The 16,069-nt window shown below is 71.1% G+C and carries 12 protein-coding genes; 6 read left to right on the forward strand and 6 right to left on the reverse strand.

Annotated elements, in window-relative coordinates; genetic code table 11:
- Nucleotides 1-6: 6 nt before the first annotated feature.
- On the reverse strand, nt 7-1,284 hold the full coding sequence (locus ACGF8A_RS13715) for an FAD-dependent oxidoreductase (protein WP_393107540.1): 1,278 nt from the start codon (nt 1,282-1,284) through the stop codon (nt 7-9).
- A gap of 211 nt (nt 1,285-1,495) precedes the next feature.
- Between ACGF8A_RS13715 and ACGF8A_RS13720 the strand changes: the two genes are divergently transcribed.
- Entirely contained in the window at nt 1,496-2,725 is a 1,230-nt protein-coding gene (locus tag ACGF8A_RS13720; protein WP_393107542.1) for a cytochrome P450, read from the forward strand.
- A gap of 48 nt (nt 2,726-2,773) precedes the next feature.
- On the opposite strand, the gene ACGF8A_RS13725 is transcribed toward ACGF8A_RS13720, so the two are convergent.
- Both ACGF8A_RS13725 and ACGF8A_RS13730 read right to left on the reverse strand, forming a co-directional pair.
- Nucleotides 2,774-4,297 (reverse strand): aldehyde dehydrogenase family protein, encoded by a 1,524-nt coding sequence (locus ACGF8A_RS13725; RefSeq protein ID WP_393107545.1) that lies wholly within the window; start codon nt 4,295-4,297, stop codon nt 2,774-2,776.
- 95 nt (nt 4,298-4,392) lie between these two features.
- Complete coding sequence (locus tag ACGF8A_RS13730; RefSeq protein ID WP_393107547.1) at nt 4,393-5,685, reverse strand: GAF domain-containing protein; 1,293 nt, start codon at nt 5,683-5,685, stop codon at nt 4,393-4,395.
- Between the two features lie 301 nt (nt 5,686-5,986).
- On the opposite strand from ACGF8A_RS13730, the gene ACGF8A_RS13735 reads away from it, so the two are divergent.
- From ACGF8A_RS13735 to ACGF8A_RS13750, 4 genes are all read left to right on the forward strand, one after another.
- On the forward strand, nt 5,987-7,339 hold the full coding sequence (locus ACGF8A_RS13735) for a M28 family peptidase (protein ID WP_393107549.1): 1,353 nt from the start codon (nt 5,987-5,989) through the stop codon (nt 7,337-7,339).
- Between the two features lie 884 nt (nt 7,340-8,223).
- Entirely contained in the window at nt 8,224-10,467 is a 2,244-nt protein-coding gene (locus ACGF8A_RS13740) for a transglycosylase domain-containing protein (RefSeq protein ID WP_393107668.1), read from the forward strand.
- A gap of 57 nt (nt 10,468-10,524) precedes the next feature.
- Entirely contained in the window at nt 10,525-11,811 is a 1,287-nt protein-coding gene (locus ACGF8A_RS13745) for a hypothetical protein (protein ID WP_393107551.1), read from the forward strand.
- 148 nt (nt 11,812-11,959) lie between these two features.
- Entirely contained in the window at nt 11,960-13,141 is a 1,182-nt protein-coding gene (locus tag ACGF8A_RS13750) for an amidase domain-containing protein (protein WP_393107553.1), read from the forward strand.
- An 87-nt stretch (nt 13,142-13,228) separates the two neighbouring features.
- Here ACGF8A_RS13750 and tpg read toward each other — a convergent pair whose 3' ends face one another.
- The 3 genes from tpg to ACGF8A_RS13765 all read right to left on the reverse strand — a co-directional run bounded on the left by tpg (nt 13,229) and on the right by ACGF8A_RS13765 (nt 14,766).
- Nucleotides 13,229-13,768, reverse strand: coding sequence for a telomere-protecting terminal protein Tpg (gene tpg / locus ACGF8A_RS13755; RefSeq protein ID WP_393107670.1), 540 nt, complete (start codon nt 13,766-13,768; stop codon nt 13,229-13,231).
- Entirely contained in the window at nt 13,683-14,192 is a 510-nt protein-coding gene (locus tag ACGF8A_RS13760; RefSeq protein WP_393107672.1) for a hypothetical protein, read from the reverse strand. Before ACGF8A_RS13760 ends, tpg begins: the two co-directional genes overlap by 86 nt.
- A gap of 205 nt (nt 14,193-14,397) precedes the next feature.
- Nucleotides 14,398-14,766, reverse strand: a complete 369-nt coding sequence (locus ACGF8A_RS13765) for a low affinity iron permease family protein (RefSeq protein ID WP_393107555.1) — start codon at nt 14,764-14,766, stop codon at nt 14,398-14,400.
- 155 nt (nt 14,767-14,921) lie between these two features.
- On the opposite strand from ACGF8A_RS13765, the gene ACGF8A_RS13770 reads away from it, so the two are divergent.
- A complete protein-coding gene (locus ACGF8A_RS13770) occupies nt 14,922-15,908 on the forward strand; it encodes an alpha/beta hydrolase (protein WP_393107557.1) in 987 nt (328 codons plus the stop codon).
- Nucleotides 15,909-16,069 lie beyond the last annotated feature (161 nt).

Raw genomic sequence — 16,069 nt, forward strand, 5'->3', positions numbered from 1 at the left:
CGCTGTTCAGCCGCTGTCCGCCCGGCGCACGGATGCCGCCGGCGGGCGTTCGCGGAGCGCCCCGTAGGCCAGGAAGTAGGCCGGTACCCGGTTCAGCCAGCGTGAGGTGGTGACCAGTTCGGCCATGCGTTTGGCGCGCTTGGGGTCGCCGAAGGGCGGCCTGCCCTGCAGGATCGGCTCGATGACGTTGGTGTGGGCCAGGCGCTGCATGCGCTGGGTGACGGCCGTGGTCAGCCGGCGGCGGCGCTGGATGCGGCGTACGGCAGCCGGCAGGCCGGACGTCTCGCCGCTCAGTGGCCCGACGAGATGGCGGGCGGCGGCCACCGCGTCCTGGACGGCGAGGTTGATGCCGATGCCGAACACCGGCGACATGGCGTGCGCCGCGTCCCCGATGCACAGCAGCCCCGGCCGGTGCCAGCGCCGGAGCCGTTCGAGCCGTACGTCGAGCAGCTTCACCTCGTCCCACGAGGACAGGGTGTGCATGCGGTCCGCGAGCCAGGTGACGCCGGCCCCGTAGGAGTCCCTGAAGCGGTCGAGGCCCTCCGCGCGGAGCCGCGGGTCGCTGCCCTTGGGGATCAGGGCGGCGCACTGCCAGTAGTCCCCGCGGTCGATCATGGCGCTGAGGAACCGCTCGCCCACGCCCCCCACGAGCCCGTGCGGATCGCCGTCGCGCCGCGGCAGCCGGAACCACCAGGCGTCCATCGGGCACCGGAACGTGCGCAGCTCCAGCTCGGGCAGCGAGCGGGCCAGCGAGCCACGGCCGTCGCAGGCCACCGTGAGGGTGGCGCGCAGTTCCCCGGTGCGGCCGTCGGACGTGCGGTAGGAGACGCCGGTGACGCGGCCCCGCTCCTTCAGGAAGGACGTCGCCTCGGTGTTCATGCGCAGGGTGAACACCGGCTCGCGTCCGGCCTCGTCGGCGAGGAGGTCGAGCAGGTCCCACTGGGGCACCATCGCGATGTAGTTGTAGCGGCGCCGCAGCGCGGCGATGTTCCCGACGGTGACCAGCGTCCGGTCGGCGCCGATCGGCAGCTGGATCGTCGTGACCCGCCGCTGCGGCAGCCGCGCGAACCGTTCGGCCAGGCCGAGTTCGTCCAGGAGCGCCAGGGTGGTCGGATGGACGGTGTCGCCGCGGAAGTCCCGCAGGAAGTCGCCGTGCTTCTCCAGGACCGTCACCTCCACCCCGGCCCGGGCCAGGAGCAGGGCGAGGACCATTCCGGCGGGCCCGCCGCCCACCACGCAGCAGGTGGTCCGCTCCCCCGTCCGCCTGCCGTCCCTCGTGTCCATCGTGCTCCGCCCTTCACTGGCGCCACCTATGCGTCACACTGGCGTATATACCCACAAGTAGCCGTAAAACCGTCACACAGGGTCGCTCTTCGTCGTTGCTCCGTGTCGATGTCGCTCCGTGTCCCTGAGTCGCTCCGTGTCCCTGAGTCGCTCCGTGTCCATGCCACTTCGTGTGAGTGTCCCCGTGTCCGCCCTGTGCCCGGGAGGCGTGATGAGCCAGCAGCCGGTCCTTCTCCCCTACTCCGACCCGGCCTTCGTGACCGACCCCTTCCCGCTCCACCGGCAGCTGCGCGAGGACGGCCCGGTCCGGCGCGCCGTCATCGCGGGCGGCCTGGACGCCTGGCTGGTCACCCGCTACGACGACGGGCTCGCGGCCCTGTCCGACCCGAGGCTGAGCAGCGACGTCCGCGACGCGTCCGACCGCCGCCTCATGGAGCAGCTGCCCGAGTTCGAGCGCGAATCGATGATGAGCAACATGCTGCGCTCCGACCCGCCCGACCACACCCGGCTGCGCCGGCTGGTCTCGAAGGCATTCACCGCGCGCCGGGTCGCCGGGCTGCGGCCGCGGATCCAGGAGATCGCCGACCGGCTGCTCGACGAGGTGGCACCGGCGGGCCGGGCGGAACTCGTCGCGGACTTCGCGCTGCCCCTGCCGGTCACCGTGATCAGCGAGCTGCTCGGTGTGCCGGTGGACGACCGGTACGACTTCCAGCGGTGGACCGACGACATGCTGCTGCGCGGCGAGCGGATGCCGGACCCGGTGGTCGTGAACGAGGCGTGGCAGAAGATGCGCGCGTACCTCACGACGCTGCTGGATTCCAAGCGCGCCCGGCCCGAGGACGATCTGCTCAGCGCCCTGATCAGCGCCCGCGACGAGCAGCGGCGGCTGAGCGAGGACGAGTTGATCTCCATGACGTTCCTGCTGCTGGTGGCCGGGTACATCACGACGGTCAACCTGATCGGCGGGGGCATCGCCGCACTCCTCGACCACCCCGACCAGCTGGAGCTGCTGCGCAACGACCCCGGTCTGCTGCCCGGCGCGATCGAGGAGTTCCTCCGCTACGACGGTCCGGTCAGCCCGGGCATCGCCCGGTTCGCACGCGAGGACGTCGAGATCGCGGGTGTGACCGTGCCACGGGGCGCGACGGTCCTCATCGCCTCCGCGATCGCCGACCGCGATCCGGCCCGGTTCACCGACCCCGACCGGCTGGACCTCGCCCGGCAGGACAACGGCCACCTGGCCTTCGGGCACGGCATCCACTACTGCCTCGGCGCCCCGCTCGCCCGCCTGGAGGGCCAGATCGCCATCGGCACGGCCCTGCGCCGCCTGCCGGACCTGGCCCTCGCGGTGCCACCGGCCGAGCTGACCTGGCGCCCCGGCGGGCTGCGTGGTCCGGTACGCCTGCCCGTCACGTTCACGGCCGCCGACGGAGCGGGCTGAGCAGCCGGCGGGCCGCCTGACACCCGGTCAGGCGGCCTGCCCGCCGGGCTAGAAGAAGCCCAGCTTCTGGGGTGAGTACGACACCAGCAGGTTCTTCGTCTGCTGGTAGTGGTCCAGCATCATCTTGTGCGTCTCCCGGCCGATCCCCGACTGCTTGTAGCCGCCGAAGGCCGCGTGTGCGGGGTAGGCGTGATAGCAGTTCGTCCAGACCCGGCCCGCCTGGATGGCGCGGCCCGCGCGGTAGGCCGTGTTGATGTCGCGGGTCCACACGCCCGCGCCGAGGCCGTACGACGTGTCGTTGGCGATCTTGATCGCGTCGTCGAAGTCGTCGAAGGACGCCACCGAGACGACCGGCCCGAAGATCTCCTCCTGGAACACCCGCATACGGTTGTCACCCTCGAAGATGGTGGGCCGTACGTAGTAGCCGCCCTTCAAGTCACCGTCGAAGTCGGCGCGTTCACCGCCCGTGAGCACTTTCGCGCCTTCCTGCCTGCCGATGTCGATGTAGGACAGGATCTTGGTCAGCTGCTCGCTGGACGCCTGGGCGCCGATCATCGTGTCGGTGTCGAGCGGGTGCCCGGGCTTGATCAGCTCGGTGCGGGCGACCGCGGCGGCCAGGAAGTCGGGGTAGTTGCCGCGCTGGATCAGGCCCCGGGACGGGCAGGTGCACACCTCGCCCTGGTTCAGCGCGAACATCGTGAACCCTTCGAGGGCCTTGTCGCGCAGCTCGTCGTCCTTGTCCCACACGTCGTCGAAGAAGATGTTCGGCGACTTGCCGCCGAGCTCCAGCGTGACCGGCTTCAGGTTCTCCGCCGCGTACTGGAGGATCAGGCGGCCCGTGGACGTCTCGCCCGTGAAGGCGACCTTCGCCACCCGGGGACTGGAGGCGAGCGGCTTCCCGGCCTCGGGGCCGTAGCCGTTGACGATGTTGAGCACCCCGGGCGGGAGCAGGTCGGCGACGAGGCTCAGCCAGTAGTGGATGGAGACCGGGGTCTGCTCGGCGGGCTTGAGGACGACCGCGTTGCCCGCGGCGAGGGCGGGCGCGAGCTTCCATGTCGCCATCAGGATGGGGAAGTTCCACGGGATGATCTGGGCGACCACACCCAGCGGCTCGTGGAAGTGGTAGGCGACCGTGTCGTCGTCCACCTCGCTGAGGGAGCCCTCCTGGGCGCGCACGGCACCGGCGAAGTAGCGGAAGTGGTCGATGGCCAGCGGGATGTCGGCCGCGAGGGTCTCCCGCACCGGTTTGCCGTTCTCCCAGCTCTCCGCGACCGCCAGTGGCTCCAGGTGGGCCTCCATGCGATCGGCGATCTTCAGCAGGATGTCGGAGCGTTCGGTCGCCGACCTGCGCCCCCAGGCGGGTGCGGCCGCGTGCGCCGCGTCGAGCGCCAGCTCCACGTCCTGAGCGGTGCCGCGGGCGACCTCGGTGAAGGGCCGGCCGTTCACCGGGCTCGGGTTCTCGAAGTACTGCCCCTTGACCGGGGGCACGTACTCGCCGCCGATGAAGTGGTCGTAGCGGGGCTGGTAGGAGACGATCGCGCCCTCGCTTCCGGGCGCCGCGTATCGGGTCATGCGGAACTGGCCTCCTTCAGCAGCGCTGCCCGCCGTTGGGCAGCTCTGCGAGGGACGGTAGGGAGGCGGACGTTGCAGTCACGTTGCGGCCGCCCTCATCCCTGCCGTCGGGCCGTCCCTGTCGGGCGTCCCCGGCTCGGCGGCGCCGCCAGTTCCGACTCGAGTGCGGCGAGGCGGGCCCGGGTCGCCGCCGTCGGCCGGGCCGAGGCCAGCGACCGCCACACGTCCAGATCGTCCTCGCCCCAGGGCGCGTGCGCCCAGCCGGCCAGCAGGTCGGGATCCCGGCAGGCGATCAGGGCCGCGCGCAGACCGTCGGCGAGGCGGCGCCTGAGCCGTACGACCTCCGGCGACTGCGAGGTGGGCAGCAGCGGGCCCGCGTAGGCGGTGAGGGCCGCCGTGACCGCGCCGGCCGACAGCCGGCGTTGCACGACGGCGGCGTCCGAGGCGACGGGCACCGTGAGCCGGTAGGGGCGGGAGGCGAGCAGTCCGGGGCCGAGCACCTGGCGCAGCCGGGCGAGTTCGGCGCGCAGCGTCACGGGGGTCACCGACTCGTCCTCGTACAGGGCGCACAGCAGCTCGTCGCCGCTCAGGCCGTCGGGGTGGCGGGAGAGGAGCACGAGGATCTCGCTGTGCCGGCGGCTGAGCCTGATCCTGCGGCCGCCCGCCGTCAGCAGCGCCTGGTCGCGTCCGAGCGCCGTGAGGTCGGGTTCGCGGGCCTCGGGGCGCCGCGGGCCGAGCAGCGCGAGCTGGGACTCGGCCGCCCGTGCCACGGCCCGGACGAAGCCCAGGCTGTGCGGGTGCGCGAGTCCGTCGCCGCCGGTGATGTCCACCGCACCCAGTACACGCCCGGTGCGGGGATCGTGGACGGGGGCGGCGGCGCAGGTCCACGGCTGCACGCGCCGGGCGAAGTGCTCGGCCGCGAACACCTGCACCGGGCGGTCCACGGCAACGGCCGTGCCCGGCGCGTTGGTTCCGACCGCGCTTTCCGCCCACCGCGCGCCCGGTACGAAGTTCATCCGCCCCGCCTGCTTCAGCGTCGACGCGTGCCCCTCGACCCACAGCAGCCTGCCCTGCGCGTCGCACACGGCCAGAAGATGCCGGCCGTCGCAGGCGAACGTGCCCAGCAGCTCACGGAACAGCGGCATCACGGGGGCCAGCGGATGCTCGTCGCGCAGGACACCGAGGTCGTCGTCGGTGAGTTCGATGTCGGCGGTGCCGTCCGGGCGGACCCCTGCCCGCGCCGAGCGCCGCCACGAGTCGGCGACCACGTCGCGCACCGGACGCGGGACCGTGCCGGCCGCGGTGAACATCTCGTGGGCACGGTGCAGCACCCGGACGCGCTCGGCGGGGTCGGCCCCCGGCTCCAGGGCCACCCAGGGATCGGCCAACGGAACCTCCCTCGGGACGATGCGCTGGGGACATCGTCGCCCCGGGTGTGAGCGTCGACAACCGTTTCGACCGGGGCCGGGAGTTCCGCGCCGTCCCCGTGCCGGGCCGCCAGGCGGTCGTCCCACCCACACACCCGTCCCAGGTGTCCGTTGAGCGGACACTCATGACCGGATAGAGCTCTTGACAGGACATCGACATCTGACTGAGCATCAGGCGCACACAGCACCCGCACAGCTCTGGCACCACTTGATCCAGGCATCGATCGACTCCCCTCATCGACGAGAAAGTGCGGCTCCCCACATGACACATCCGAGATCCAGCCTGCCCACGACCAGCTCCGCACGCCTGGCCGCCGTGGCCCTCGCGGCCGTGACGGGACTGATCGCCGCCTCGCCGGCCGCCACGGCCGCGCCCGACCGGATCGGGGCGGACGCCACCGGCGCCGGGACCCTGGCGGCACCCGACATCCCGTTCGCCAACGTCAAGGCGCACCTGACGCAGTTCCAGTCGATCGCCACCGCCAACGGCGGCAACCGCGCTCACGGCCGCCCCGGCTACAAGGCCTCGGTCGACTACGTGAAGGCCAAACTCGACGCCGCCGGATTCACCACCACCGTGCAGCAGTTCACCCAGTCCGGCAGCACCGGGTACAACCTGATCGCCGACTGGCCCGGCGGGGACCCGGACCAGGTCCTCATGGCCGGCGCCCACCTCGACTCGGTCTCCTCGGGCGCCGGGATCAACGACAACGGCTCCGGCTCCGCGGCCGTACTGGAGACGGCCCTCGCCGTCTCCCGCGCCCAGCTCCAGCCCACGAAACACCTGCGGTTCGCCTGGTGGGGCGCCGAGGAACTGGGGCTGATCGGCAGCAGGTACTACGTGAACAACCTGCCCGCCGCCGAGCGCGCCAAGGTCTCGGGGTACGTCAACCTGGACATGGTCGGCTCCCCGAACCCGGGCTACTTCGTCTACGACGACGATCCGGCGATCGAGAAGGTGTTCAAGGACTGGTACGCGGGCATCGGCGTGCCCACCGAGATAGAGACGGAGGGCGACGGCCGCTCCGACCACGCGTCGTTCAAGAACGCCGGCATACCCGTCGGCGGTCTGTTCACCGGCGCCAGCCGTACCAAGACGGCGGCGCAGGCGGCCAAGTGGGGCGGCACCTCCGGACAGGCGTTCGACCGGTGCTACCACTCCTCCTGCGACTCGACCACGAACATCGACGACACCGCGCTCGACCGCAACAGCGACGCCCTCGCCCACGCCGTCTGGACGCTGGGGACCTCGCAGCCGGTGCCCCCCGGCGACTCGTACGAGAACACCGCCGACGTCGCCATCCCGGACAACGGGCCCGCGGTGACCTCGGCCGTCGCCGTCGCCGGACGCACGGGGAACGCCCCGGCCGCGCTCCGGGTCGGGGTGGACATCAAGCACACCTGGCGCGGTGACCTGGTCGTCGACCTGCTGGCACCCGACGGCACGGCCTACCGGCTGAAGAACTCCAGCAGCTCCGACTCCGCGGACGACGTCATCACCACGTACACCGTCGACGCCTCCAGCGAGACGGCGAACGGCACCTGGCGGCTGCGGGTGCAGGACGTCGCCTCACGGGACACCGGCTACATCGACAGCTGGAAGCTGACCTTCTAGCGCCAGGGCTCCGGGGCCGTGCCAGGGGGCGATGCCGACCCTCTCGACACGGCTCCACGCCCTCTCGCCGTGGTTCTGCATGCCGATGCACCCCTGGACGAGGCTCCGCCGGATCCGTATCGACGAAGTCGCTGATCTTGTGGCCGCGACGGACTTGTGGACACGGGTTCCCGCAGGTGGGGGGTGGCAGCGGCGGGCCCGAGCGGACCCCGCCGTGGAAGTGCGGGGCGCGCGCCGTCGCGCCATGACACACCGGCGGTTCTCGGTACTCCATCCCGGAGGGGGAATTCCCGGACGGGATGTCCCTGACGGGGATTTGCCGGACGGAGAACGGAGCGCTCCTCGCAGCACCCATGACGGCGGCGTCACCGTGCCCCCGCCGGTCGGCGGGCCGGCCGTTCACCACCGGGAAGATCCGCCGACCGGGCTGCGCGCTTCCGGGCGGCTCGGCACGAGCGCGCCCGGCACGTGAGTTCCACCGCACGCCTCCCGCGGCCCGCCCGGGGTGGTGTGCGGGAGCGGATCGGCTTCCCCGCTGATGGGCGCCTGGTCCGAACCTGACGGGATGTGTCCGACCGCCAGAAGGTTGCCTCGATCGACTGAGGTTTCCGTCACATCACAAGTGACCGGTTCCGCCTGGTTCTGTGTGGAGACCTTGCGAAGGACGCTGGTAATTTGAGAGCGGCGCGATACCCCGCGAGGCCGGGGAGGGGGAGTCGGGATGTACGGCCGCTGCTGCGGCAACACCATCCAACCTCGTACGACTGTACGGTCTGCCTGCGCGAGCAACACGGAGTGCGGAGGGAGGCACAGTCGTGGCCCAGGGAGGGCAGGGGGGACGCGATCAGGCTGGCGACGAGGGGTCCGTGGAGCCCGACGTCACCATGCAGTTGAAGGTCCCGGCGCCACCGCGGCCCGCCGCGGACGAGACCATGCAACTGCGCATACCCGAGGGTGAGATACCCGACGGCTCCGACATGTCCGCCGCATCCGGTACATCCGGTTCCACCTCCGCCGCTGCCACGACTTCCGACGAGCCCGACACTGCCCCCGCCTCGCCCGGCATATCCGGCAAGTCCTCCCGTCGCCGCCGCAAAGCCCCACGCCCCTCCCCCGCCGCCCGCGTCGCCGCGGCGCTCGGCCCCCGGCTCGCCCTGGTGCTCGGCCCCCTCGCCGCCCGCCTCGGCCCCTACGCCCGCCGGCTGCGCCCCCTGTATCCCCGGCCGGGCCGCACCGGGTGGCGCCGCTGGATACCCTCCTGGCGGCAGAGCCTCGGCGGCTTCCTCGCCTCCCTCGGCCTGAGCACCCTCTTCCTGGTCGTCGCCTACGCCGCCACCGACATCCCGGACAACCTCAACACCTACGCGACCCAGCAGGACAACGTGTACTTCTGGGCCGACGGCACCCCGATGGCCCGCACCGGCTGGGTGCAGCGCCAGGCGATGCCCCTGAAGGACGTCCCCGAGGACGTCCGCTGGGCGGTGCTGGCCGCCGAGAACGAGAGCTTCTACAGCGACCCCGGCATCTCCTTCAAGGGCATCACCCGCGCCCTGTTCCGCACCCTCGGCCGAGGTGACACCCAGGGCGGCTCGACCATCACCCAGCAGTACGTCAAGAACGTCTACCTCAACCAGGACCAGACACTCACCCGCAAGTTTCACGAGGCGATGATCGCCCTCAAGCTCGACAACAGGATGAGCAAGGACGAGATCCTGGAGAGCTATCTCAACACCAGCTGGTTCGGACGCGGCACCTACGGCATCCAGCGCGCCGCGCAGGCCTACTACGGCAAGGACGTCAGCGAGCTCAACGCCAGCGAGGCAGCCTTCCTCTCCGCCCTGCTCAAGGGCGCCGGCCTGTACGACCCCACGCTGAACAAGGCCAACCACGAACGGGCCGTCGAGCGCTGGTCCTGGATCCTCGACCGCATGGTGGCGATCGGCAAGCTGTCGCCGCAGGAGCGCGCCAAGTACAAGACCTTTCCCGAGCCGCTGAAGAGCAACCCGCTGTACGACACCGGCGAGCAGAGCGACTACCTGGTGCAACTGGCCTCCCAGTACGCCAAGAAGACCGCGCGCATCTCCGACAAGGACTTCGACCTCGGCGGCTACCAGATCTACACGACCTTCGAGAAGCACCGTGAGGCCCAGCTCACCGAAGCCGTCACCCGAGCCCGCAAGCAGGCCAAGGAGGACCACCCGAAGCTCGCCCGGACCGCCCACTACGGCGCCGCCTCCATCGCCTCGGACGGCCGGATCCTCGCCGTCTACGGCGGCCCCGACCACCGTAAGCAGGGTTACAACGAGTCCAACGCCACCACGGTGCCCGCCGGTTCGGCGTTCCTGCCGTTCGTCTACGCCGCCGGCCTGGAGCACGGCGTACGCAAGACCCGCGACGGCGAGGTCACGCCGGTGACCGGGGAGACCCTCTACAACGGCGACGACGGCGTGCCCGTCACCACCCCCGAGGGCCCGTACTGGGACCGCAGCGGCCGCAAGGTCGCCGCACGCAACGACGGGGGCCGGTCCTACGGGCAGATCTCCCTGCATCAGGCGCTCGCCCAGTCCGTCAACACCCCCTTCATGCAGCTGGGCATGGACACGGGCCTGGAGAAGGTGCGCTCCACCGCGGAGGCGTCCGGGCTGCTGTCCTCCAGCATCGGCGCCCAGGTGCCCACCCTTTCCACGGGCAGCTCCACCCCCAGCGCCATCCGCATGGCCAGCGGTTACGCCACCTTCGTCGCCGACGGCCTGCACACCGAGCCGTACTCGGTCCGCAGGATCACCCACAACGGCGACAAGGTCGCCCTCGCCGCTGCCCCCAGCCGCCGCGCGATGGGCGCCGACACCGCCCGGGAGGTCCAGTCCGCCCTCGTCGACGCCTTCCGCACCGCCCACCCGGACGCCGCACCCGCCTCCGCCGAGGTCGCCGGGAAGGTGGGCACGACCGAGGACGACACCGCCGCCTGGTACGTCGGCAGCGCCAAGAAGGTGGCCACGGCGGTGGTCGTCTACCGCATCGACCTGAACAAGAGCCTCGAACCCCTGCCGCTCCAGGGCCTGGACGGGACCGCGACCGAAAGCGTCCCGTACGGCATCTGGTCACGTGCCATGAGTCCGCTCGACTGATCACCGGCGCGACACCGGCACCGCTCCAGCCCTGTCCCCAAGAGATTGAGCCGCAAGATGAAACAGCCGTCGGGCCGCCGCCGCAAGGCCCGAGCACCCCGCCGCCCCGCCGCCCGTCCGCAGTTCATCACCCTGGCGGCGTTCCTCGTCGTGACCTCCCTCGTCGCCGGATACCTGGTGCTCTCCCACACCGGCGACACCGCCTCCACCGCGGCCTCCGAGGACCACGCCCCGCAGAACGCGGGCTCACGGGCGACCGAGGAGCCGGCGTGGGACGGGAAGACCAAGGTGCTCGGCGACGGCTCGACGTCCTACACCGGCCCGCAGAAGAACCAGCTGAAGCCGGTGCCGCTCAAGCCCGGTGAGAAGCCGCCCCAGTTCGTGGTCTTCTCCTGGGACGGCGCCCTCCAGGGCGACGACGAGCTCTTCGCCCACTACCGGGAGATGGCCAAGGAGTACAACGCCCACATGACCTTCTTCCTCACGGGCATCTACCTGCTGCCCAAGAGCAAGAAGGACCTCTACGCGCCGCCGCAGCACCCCAAGGGCACCGCGGCCATCAGCTTCCCCACCGACGAGCACATACGCACCACGCTGGAGCAGCTCGGCGGTGCCTGGGAGGACGGCAACGAGATCGGCACCCACTTCAACGGCCACTTCTGCGGCGCCAAGGGCGGCGGCGACTGGAGCGTCGAGGAGTGGAAGAGCGAGATCGACCAGTTCTACGACTTCGTGGAGAAGTGGAAGACCAACACCGGCTACACGGACCTCGATCCGCTGCCCTTCGACATCAGGAAGGCGGTCACCGGCGGCCGCGCCCCGTGTCTGGAAGGCCAGGAGAACCTGCTGAAGGCGTCCAAGGACTACGGCTGGCGCTACGACGCCAGCTCGGCGGGCGACTTCCAGATCTGGCCGACGAAGAAGAACGGCATCTGGGACTTTCCGCTCCAGATGCTCCCGTACGAGGGCGGCAAGTACCAGGGCCTGTCCATGGACTTCAACTTCCTCTACAACCAGTCCGACGGGGAGACCGACGGCGATCCGGCCATGTACCCGCAGTGGCAGCAGGAGACCATCGACGCCTACATGGCCGGCTTCAACCGCGTCTACTTCGGCAGCCGGGCACCGCTGTTCATCGGCAACCACTTCGAGGAGTGGAACGGCGGCATCTACATGAACGCCGTCGACGAGGTCATCAAGACCGTCTGCACCAAGAAGGACGTCAAGTGCGTGTCCTTCAAGGAGCTCGCCGACTGGATGGACGTCCAGAAGCCGGCCACCCTGGAGCGGCTGCGCAGCCTGGACCCGGCGCAGTCCCCGGACTGGTCCACGGTCGTGCAGTGACCCCCGCCGCCCGGCGCGGCCGGGCGGCGATGACAGTCCGGTAACTCCGCCCGGTTCGGGGCGCAACCCCCTTCACACTGGCCGCATACGCCATGCAAAGATGCCGCTTACCTCGGCATACCTCCGCCGGGGGAAGAGGGGAACTTCAGTGAAGTCAAGGAAATTGAGCCGTACGCGGCGTCGCACGACGATACTCACGGCGGCCGCCGCATCGGTCGTCGCGGGTGCGGCGCTGCTGCCCAACTGGAGCGCGGGCGCGTCGGCCCCGGCCGAGCCCGAGGTGGACGCCCAGACGAAGGCCACGTTTCAGCGACTGGCCGACGCGGTCTTCACCGACCGCACCAACGCCCTGGTCGACAAGCCCCGCAAGGGGAAGAAGCAGCTGATCGACGGCTTCTCCGGCGAGGTCGCGCTCTCCTCCGGTGCCGCCCGCACCGAGGACGGCGCCGTGGACCAGCTCGGCGACCGCAAGGACGGGCTCGCCCGGCTCGGCGAGAAGTACAGCGCGGCGAACACCACCGTCACCCTGAACCGCACCAGCGTCAAGGGCCGCAAGGCTGTCGTCAAGGTCACCGAGACCACGACGCTGACGTATGAGAAGGTCCGCGGCGACGAGCCGGGGACGACCGGGTTCCAGGCGCACCACGAGCTGACGTTCAAGGCCGACCGGGACGGCAACTGGCGGCTGACGGACGTCCGTGAGTCCGACGACAGCGGCCTCGCGATCAACCAGACGGCCACGCCGAGCGTCGCGGCCGCCACCAAGGCCAAGGCGGGCAACACGACGCCGTCGGCTCCGCGCGCGGCCACCACGCGGCCCGCGCCGTCGAACCCGAAGAACTTCACCGCGAGCGGCTACGACTACAAGGCGATGGCCGCCTACGCGGAGAAGTACTGGAGCAACTACAACCCGGCCTACCCGAACTTCAACGGGCAGGGCGCGGGAGGTGACTGCACCAACTTCGTCAGCCAGTCCCTGAAGGCGGGCGGCTGGAAGCACGTGCCCGGCTACGTGTACGACTACACCAGGTGGTTCGGTACCGCCGACATCCAGTCGCACTCGTTCGTCGGCGTCAACGAGTGGTCCTGGTTCACGCAGAACGCCAAGCGCACCACGAGCCTTGCCAACGTCTACCAGATGGACGTCGGCGACGTGCTCCAGGTCGACTTCGACAAGGACGGGTCCAAGGACCACACGATGATCGTCACGTACCGCAGCCGGCAGGGTGTGCCGTATCTGACGTACCACTCGACCAACACGTACCGCCGGTCGGTGGCCAGCATCATCGCCTCGTACCCGAACGCCGCGTACTACGCCTACCGCACCTGATCGGCGCCGTCCGCCCGTTCCGCCGCTCCCGCCCCTCGGGGCCGGGGCGGCGGTCCGCGTTCCGGGTTCTGATGCCGGGGCCGCGGGTCAGAGGTCGAAGTCGATGTGCTCCACGTCCGTGAACTCGACGTCGAGGCCGTGGGCCCGCCGGTCGCGGTCGCGGAAGTAGATCTCGCCCAGGCCCTCGGCGGCGATGTGGCGCAACTGCTGCTCGGTGGCGCCCTGTTCCTGTGCCTCGAACAGGCGTGCCGCGTACGGGGGCGGCAGCGCGACGGTGAGGTGGCGCAGCCTGGCGTCGTCGGTCGTGCCGGGAGCGGCGGTGTAGCCGGAGCGGGCGCGGGTGTCGATGACAATGCCACCTGTGCTGGCCGCGGTCTTCCGGGCCGGGTAGCGGCCGGTGGCCGCGGCGAGCGCGACCGTCTTGCGGTGCATGTTGACCCGGGCCCGGGAGATCACGGCCGCGCGGATGTCGGGCCGCCAGGTCGGCCGGGCGAGGGCCGGCCAGGCCTGACCCGTTCTCCAGCCGCCGCCCCGCGCCTGCTCACGCAGCGTGCCGATGCCGCCCTTGACCGTGGACTTGACCGCGTCCAGGACGATCGCCATCTCCGGGTCCCGGTGGCCGTCCATGGCCTTCAGGAACTCCTCCGGCGGCAGCTTCTCGCCCACGCCCAGGTCCGCCATGCCGGCGGCGGACTTCTTCGTACCCGTGCGAGGCGACGAGGGTGCCGCCTTCGCCAGGGCGGGTGCCGGCCTGAGCGAGGGCGGGCGCAGGCGCCGGGTCGGCGGACGCGTGCTTCGCGGGAGCCGAGTCCCGCGATGGCGTCGTGGTGGCCGTGTCCTGCTGCGGCGCCGTGGCGTCGGGGTCGGCGGAGGTCTGCCGCGCGGGGGCCGTCTCCTGCTGCGGCGCCGTGGCGTCGGGATCGGCGGGGTAGATCTCCGCGAGCTGCCTGAGCAGGCGGGCGTACGCCTCCCGCTCGGGCGGCCGGGGCTCCGTCCGGCCCGCCTCCCAGCCGCTCAGTGTCGCCCGCCGCACTCGCAGAGCCGCGGCCACCTCGTCCAGCGTCAGTCCGTGTGCCTGGCGCAGCCGCTTGCGCTCCGCCGGGGGCGGCAACGGGGAGCGGGACGCGACCAGGGCGTCGACCGCGTCGAACCTAGCGCGCGGCGCACCTTCGCCGTACTGACCGCGTACGGATGGCGTTCATCGCGCCGGCGACGTCACGGGGACGACGCAGCACGGGCACGGCTCCATGGCGGCCTCACGTCTCCTCCTCCATCCGGATCGCCGCCTTCAGGTCCTCGAACGCCTGCTCCCGGTCACCGACGTGGGACTCCACGAGCGCGGTGGCGATGGCGTCCAGCTTGCGCTGAATCGCTCGATCCGCCCGTTGCTCGGAATTCTTCAGCAGGGCGAGCAGCAGCAGCGTCACTGCCGTCATGCACTCGCCTGCGAAGACCTTCCACTCCAATGCCACGCCGGACGCATGGGTGACGACCACTGCGACCACCATGGCCAGGCAGAGGAGATGGAAGACCGGCGAGCTGGTGAACAACGACGCCGCCTCGGCGAATCGTTCGAACGGGCCACGCTTGCCTCCGCCACGGTCGGCAGGGTGCTGCAGTGCCATGTCGCCACCTTTCGTCGATGGGAGTGGAACTTCTTTGCCGAAGCGGCAACCGGACTCGCGCCCGGCCGGCCGCCTGCCGAAGGATCACCGTCAGTGCCCGCGGCCGGAGCACGGCAGCAGCGCCGCCGGCCGTTCCCCAGCCCCAGGGAGGATCCATGCCGCACACGATCACCGCCGACCTCGTTCACCGCCTGGTGCCCTCCCCCGCCGGCCGGATCCATCTCGTGGAGCAGGGCAGCGGTCCGCTGGTCCTGCTCGTACACGGCTTCCCGGAGTCCTGGTACTCATGGCGCCACCAGTTGCCCGCCCTGGCCGCGGCCGGCTACCGCGCGGTCGCGGTGGATGTCCGCGGCTACGGACGTTCCTCCCGGCCCGAGGCCCTGGACGCGTACCGGATGCTGGAACTCGTGGCGGACAACGTCGCCGTCGTGCAGGCCCTGGGCGAGCGGACGGCGGTGATCGTCGGGCACGACTGGGGCTCCCCCATCGCCGCGAACTCGGCGCTGCTGCGGCCCGACGTCTTCCGTGCGGTCGGGTTGCTGAGCGTGCCCTACGCCCCGCGCGGCGGACCCCGGCCGAGCGAGATGTTCGCGCAGTTCGGCGGGGAGGACGAGGAGTTCTACGTCTCGTACTTCCAGCAGCCGGGCCGGGCGGAGGCCGAGATCGAGCCCGACGTACGCGGCTGGCTCGCCGGCTTCTACGCCGCACTGTCCGCCCGGACCATGCCCGCCCCCGGCGCGCCCGCCCCGCACTTCGTCAACCGCGGCGGGCGCCTGCGTGACCGGTTCCCGGCCGGCCGGCTGCCCTCCTGGCTGAGCGAGCGCGATCTGGACTTCTACGCCGGGGAGTTCGAGCGGACGGGAATGACAGGGGCGCTGGCCCGCTACCGCAACGTGGACCGCGACTGGGAGGACCTGGCCGACCACGACGGTGCCCCGATCACCCAGCCGTCGCTGTTCGTGGGCGGAACCCAGGACGCCTCCACCGGCTGGATGGCCGACGCCATCGAGGCGTTTCCGGCCACTCTGCCGGGCCTGCTCTCGTCACGCGTGCTCGACGGCTGCGGTCACTGGATCCAGCAGGAACGCCCCCGGGAGATCAACCGGCTGCTCACCGACTGGCTCACGGGCCTGCCCGCTTGACCCGACCCGGGCTCAGGCGCGTGCGCCGTCCTTCGTGAGGCGCTGTCGCAGGGGTCCGCGGCCTGCCCGCGAACTTCCTCGATCGTCGCCGCGCCGGACCCGGTCGGGGCCAGGTATGTGCGGCGCGGCGGGACCGGCCGGGGCGGGAGGGGCGAGGTGTG

It is taken from the genome of Streptomyces sp. NPDC047706, from assembly GCF_043204795.1.
In the GTDB taxonomy this organism is placed as follows: domain Bacteria; phylum Actinomycetota; class Actinomycetes; order Streptomycetales; family Streptomycetaceae; genus Streptomyces.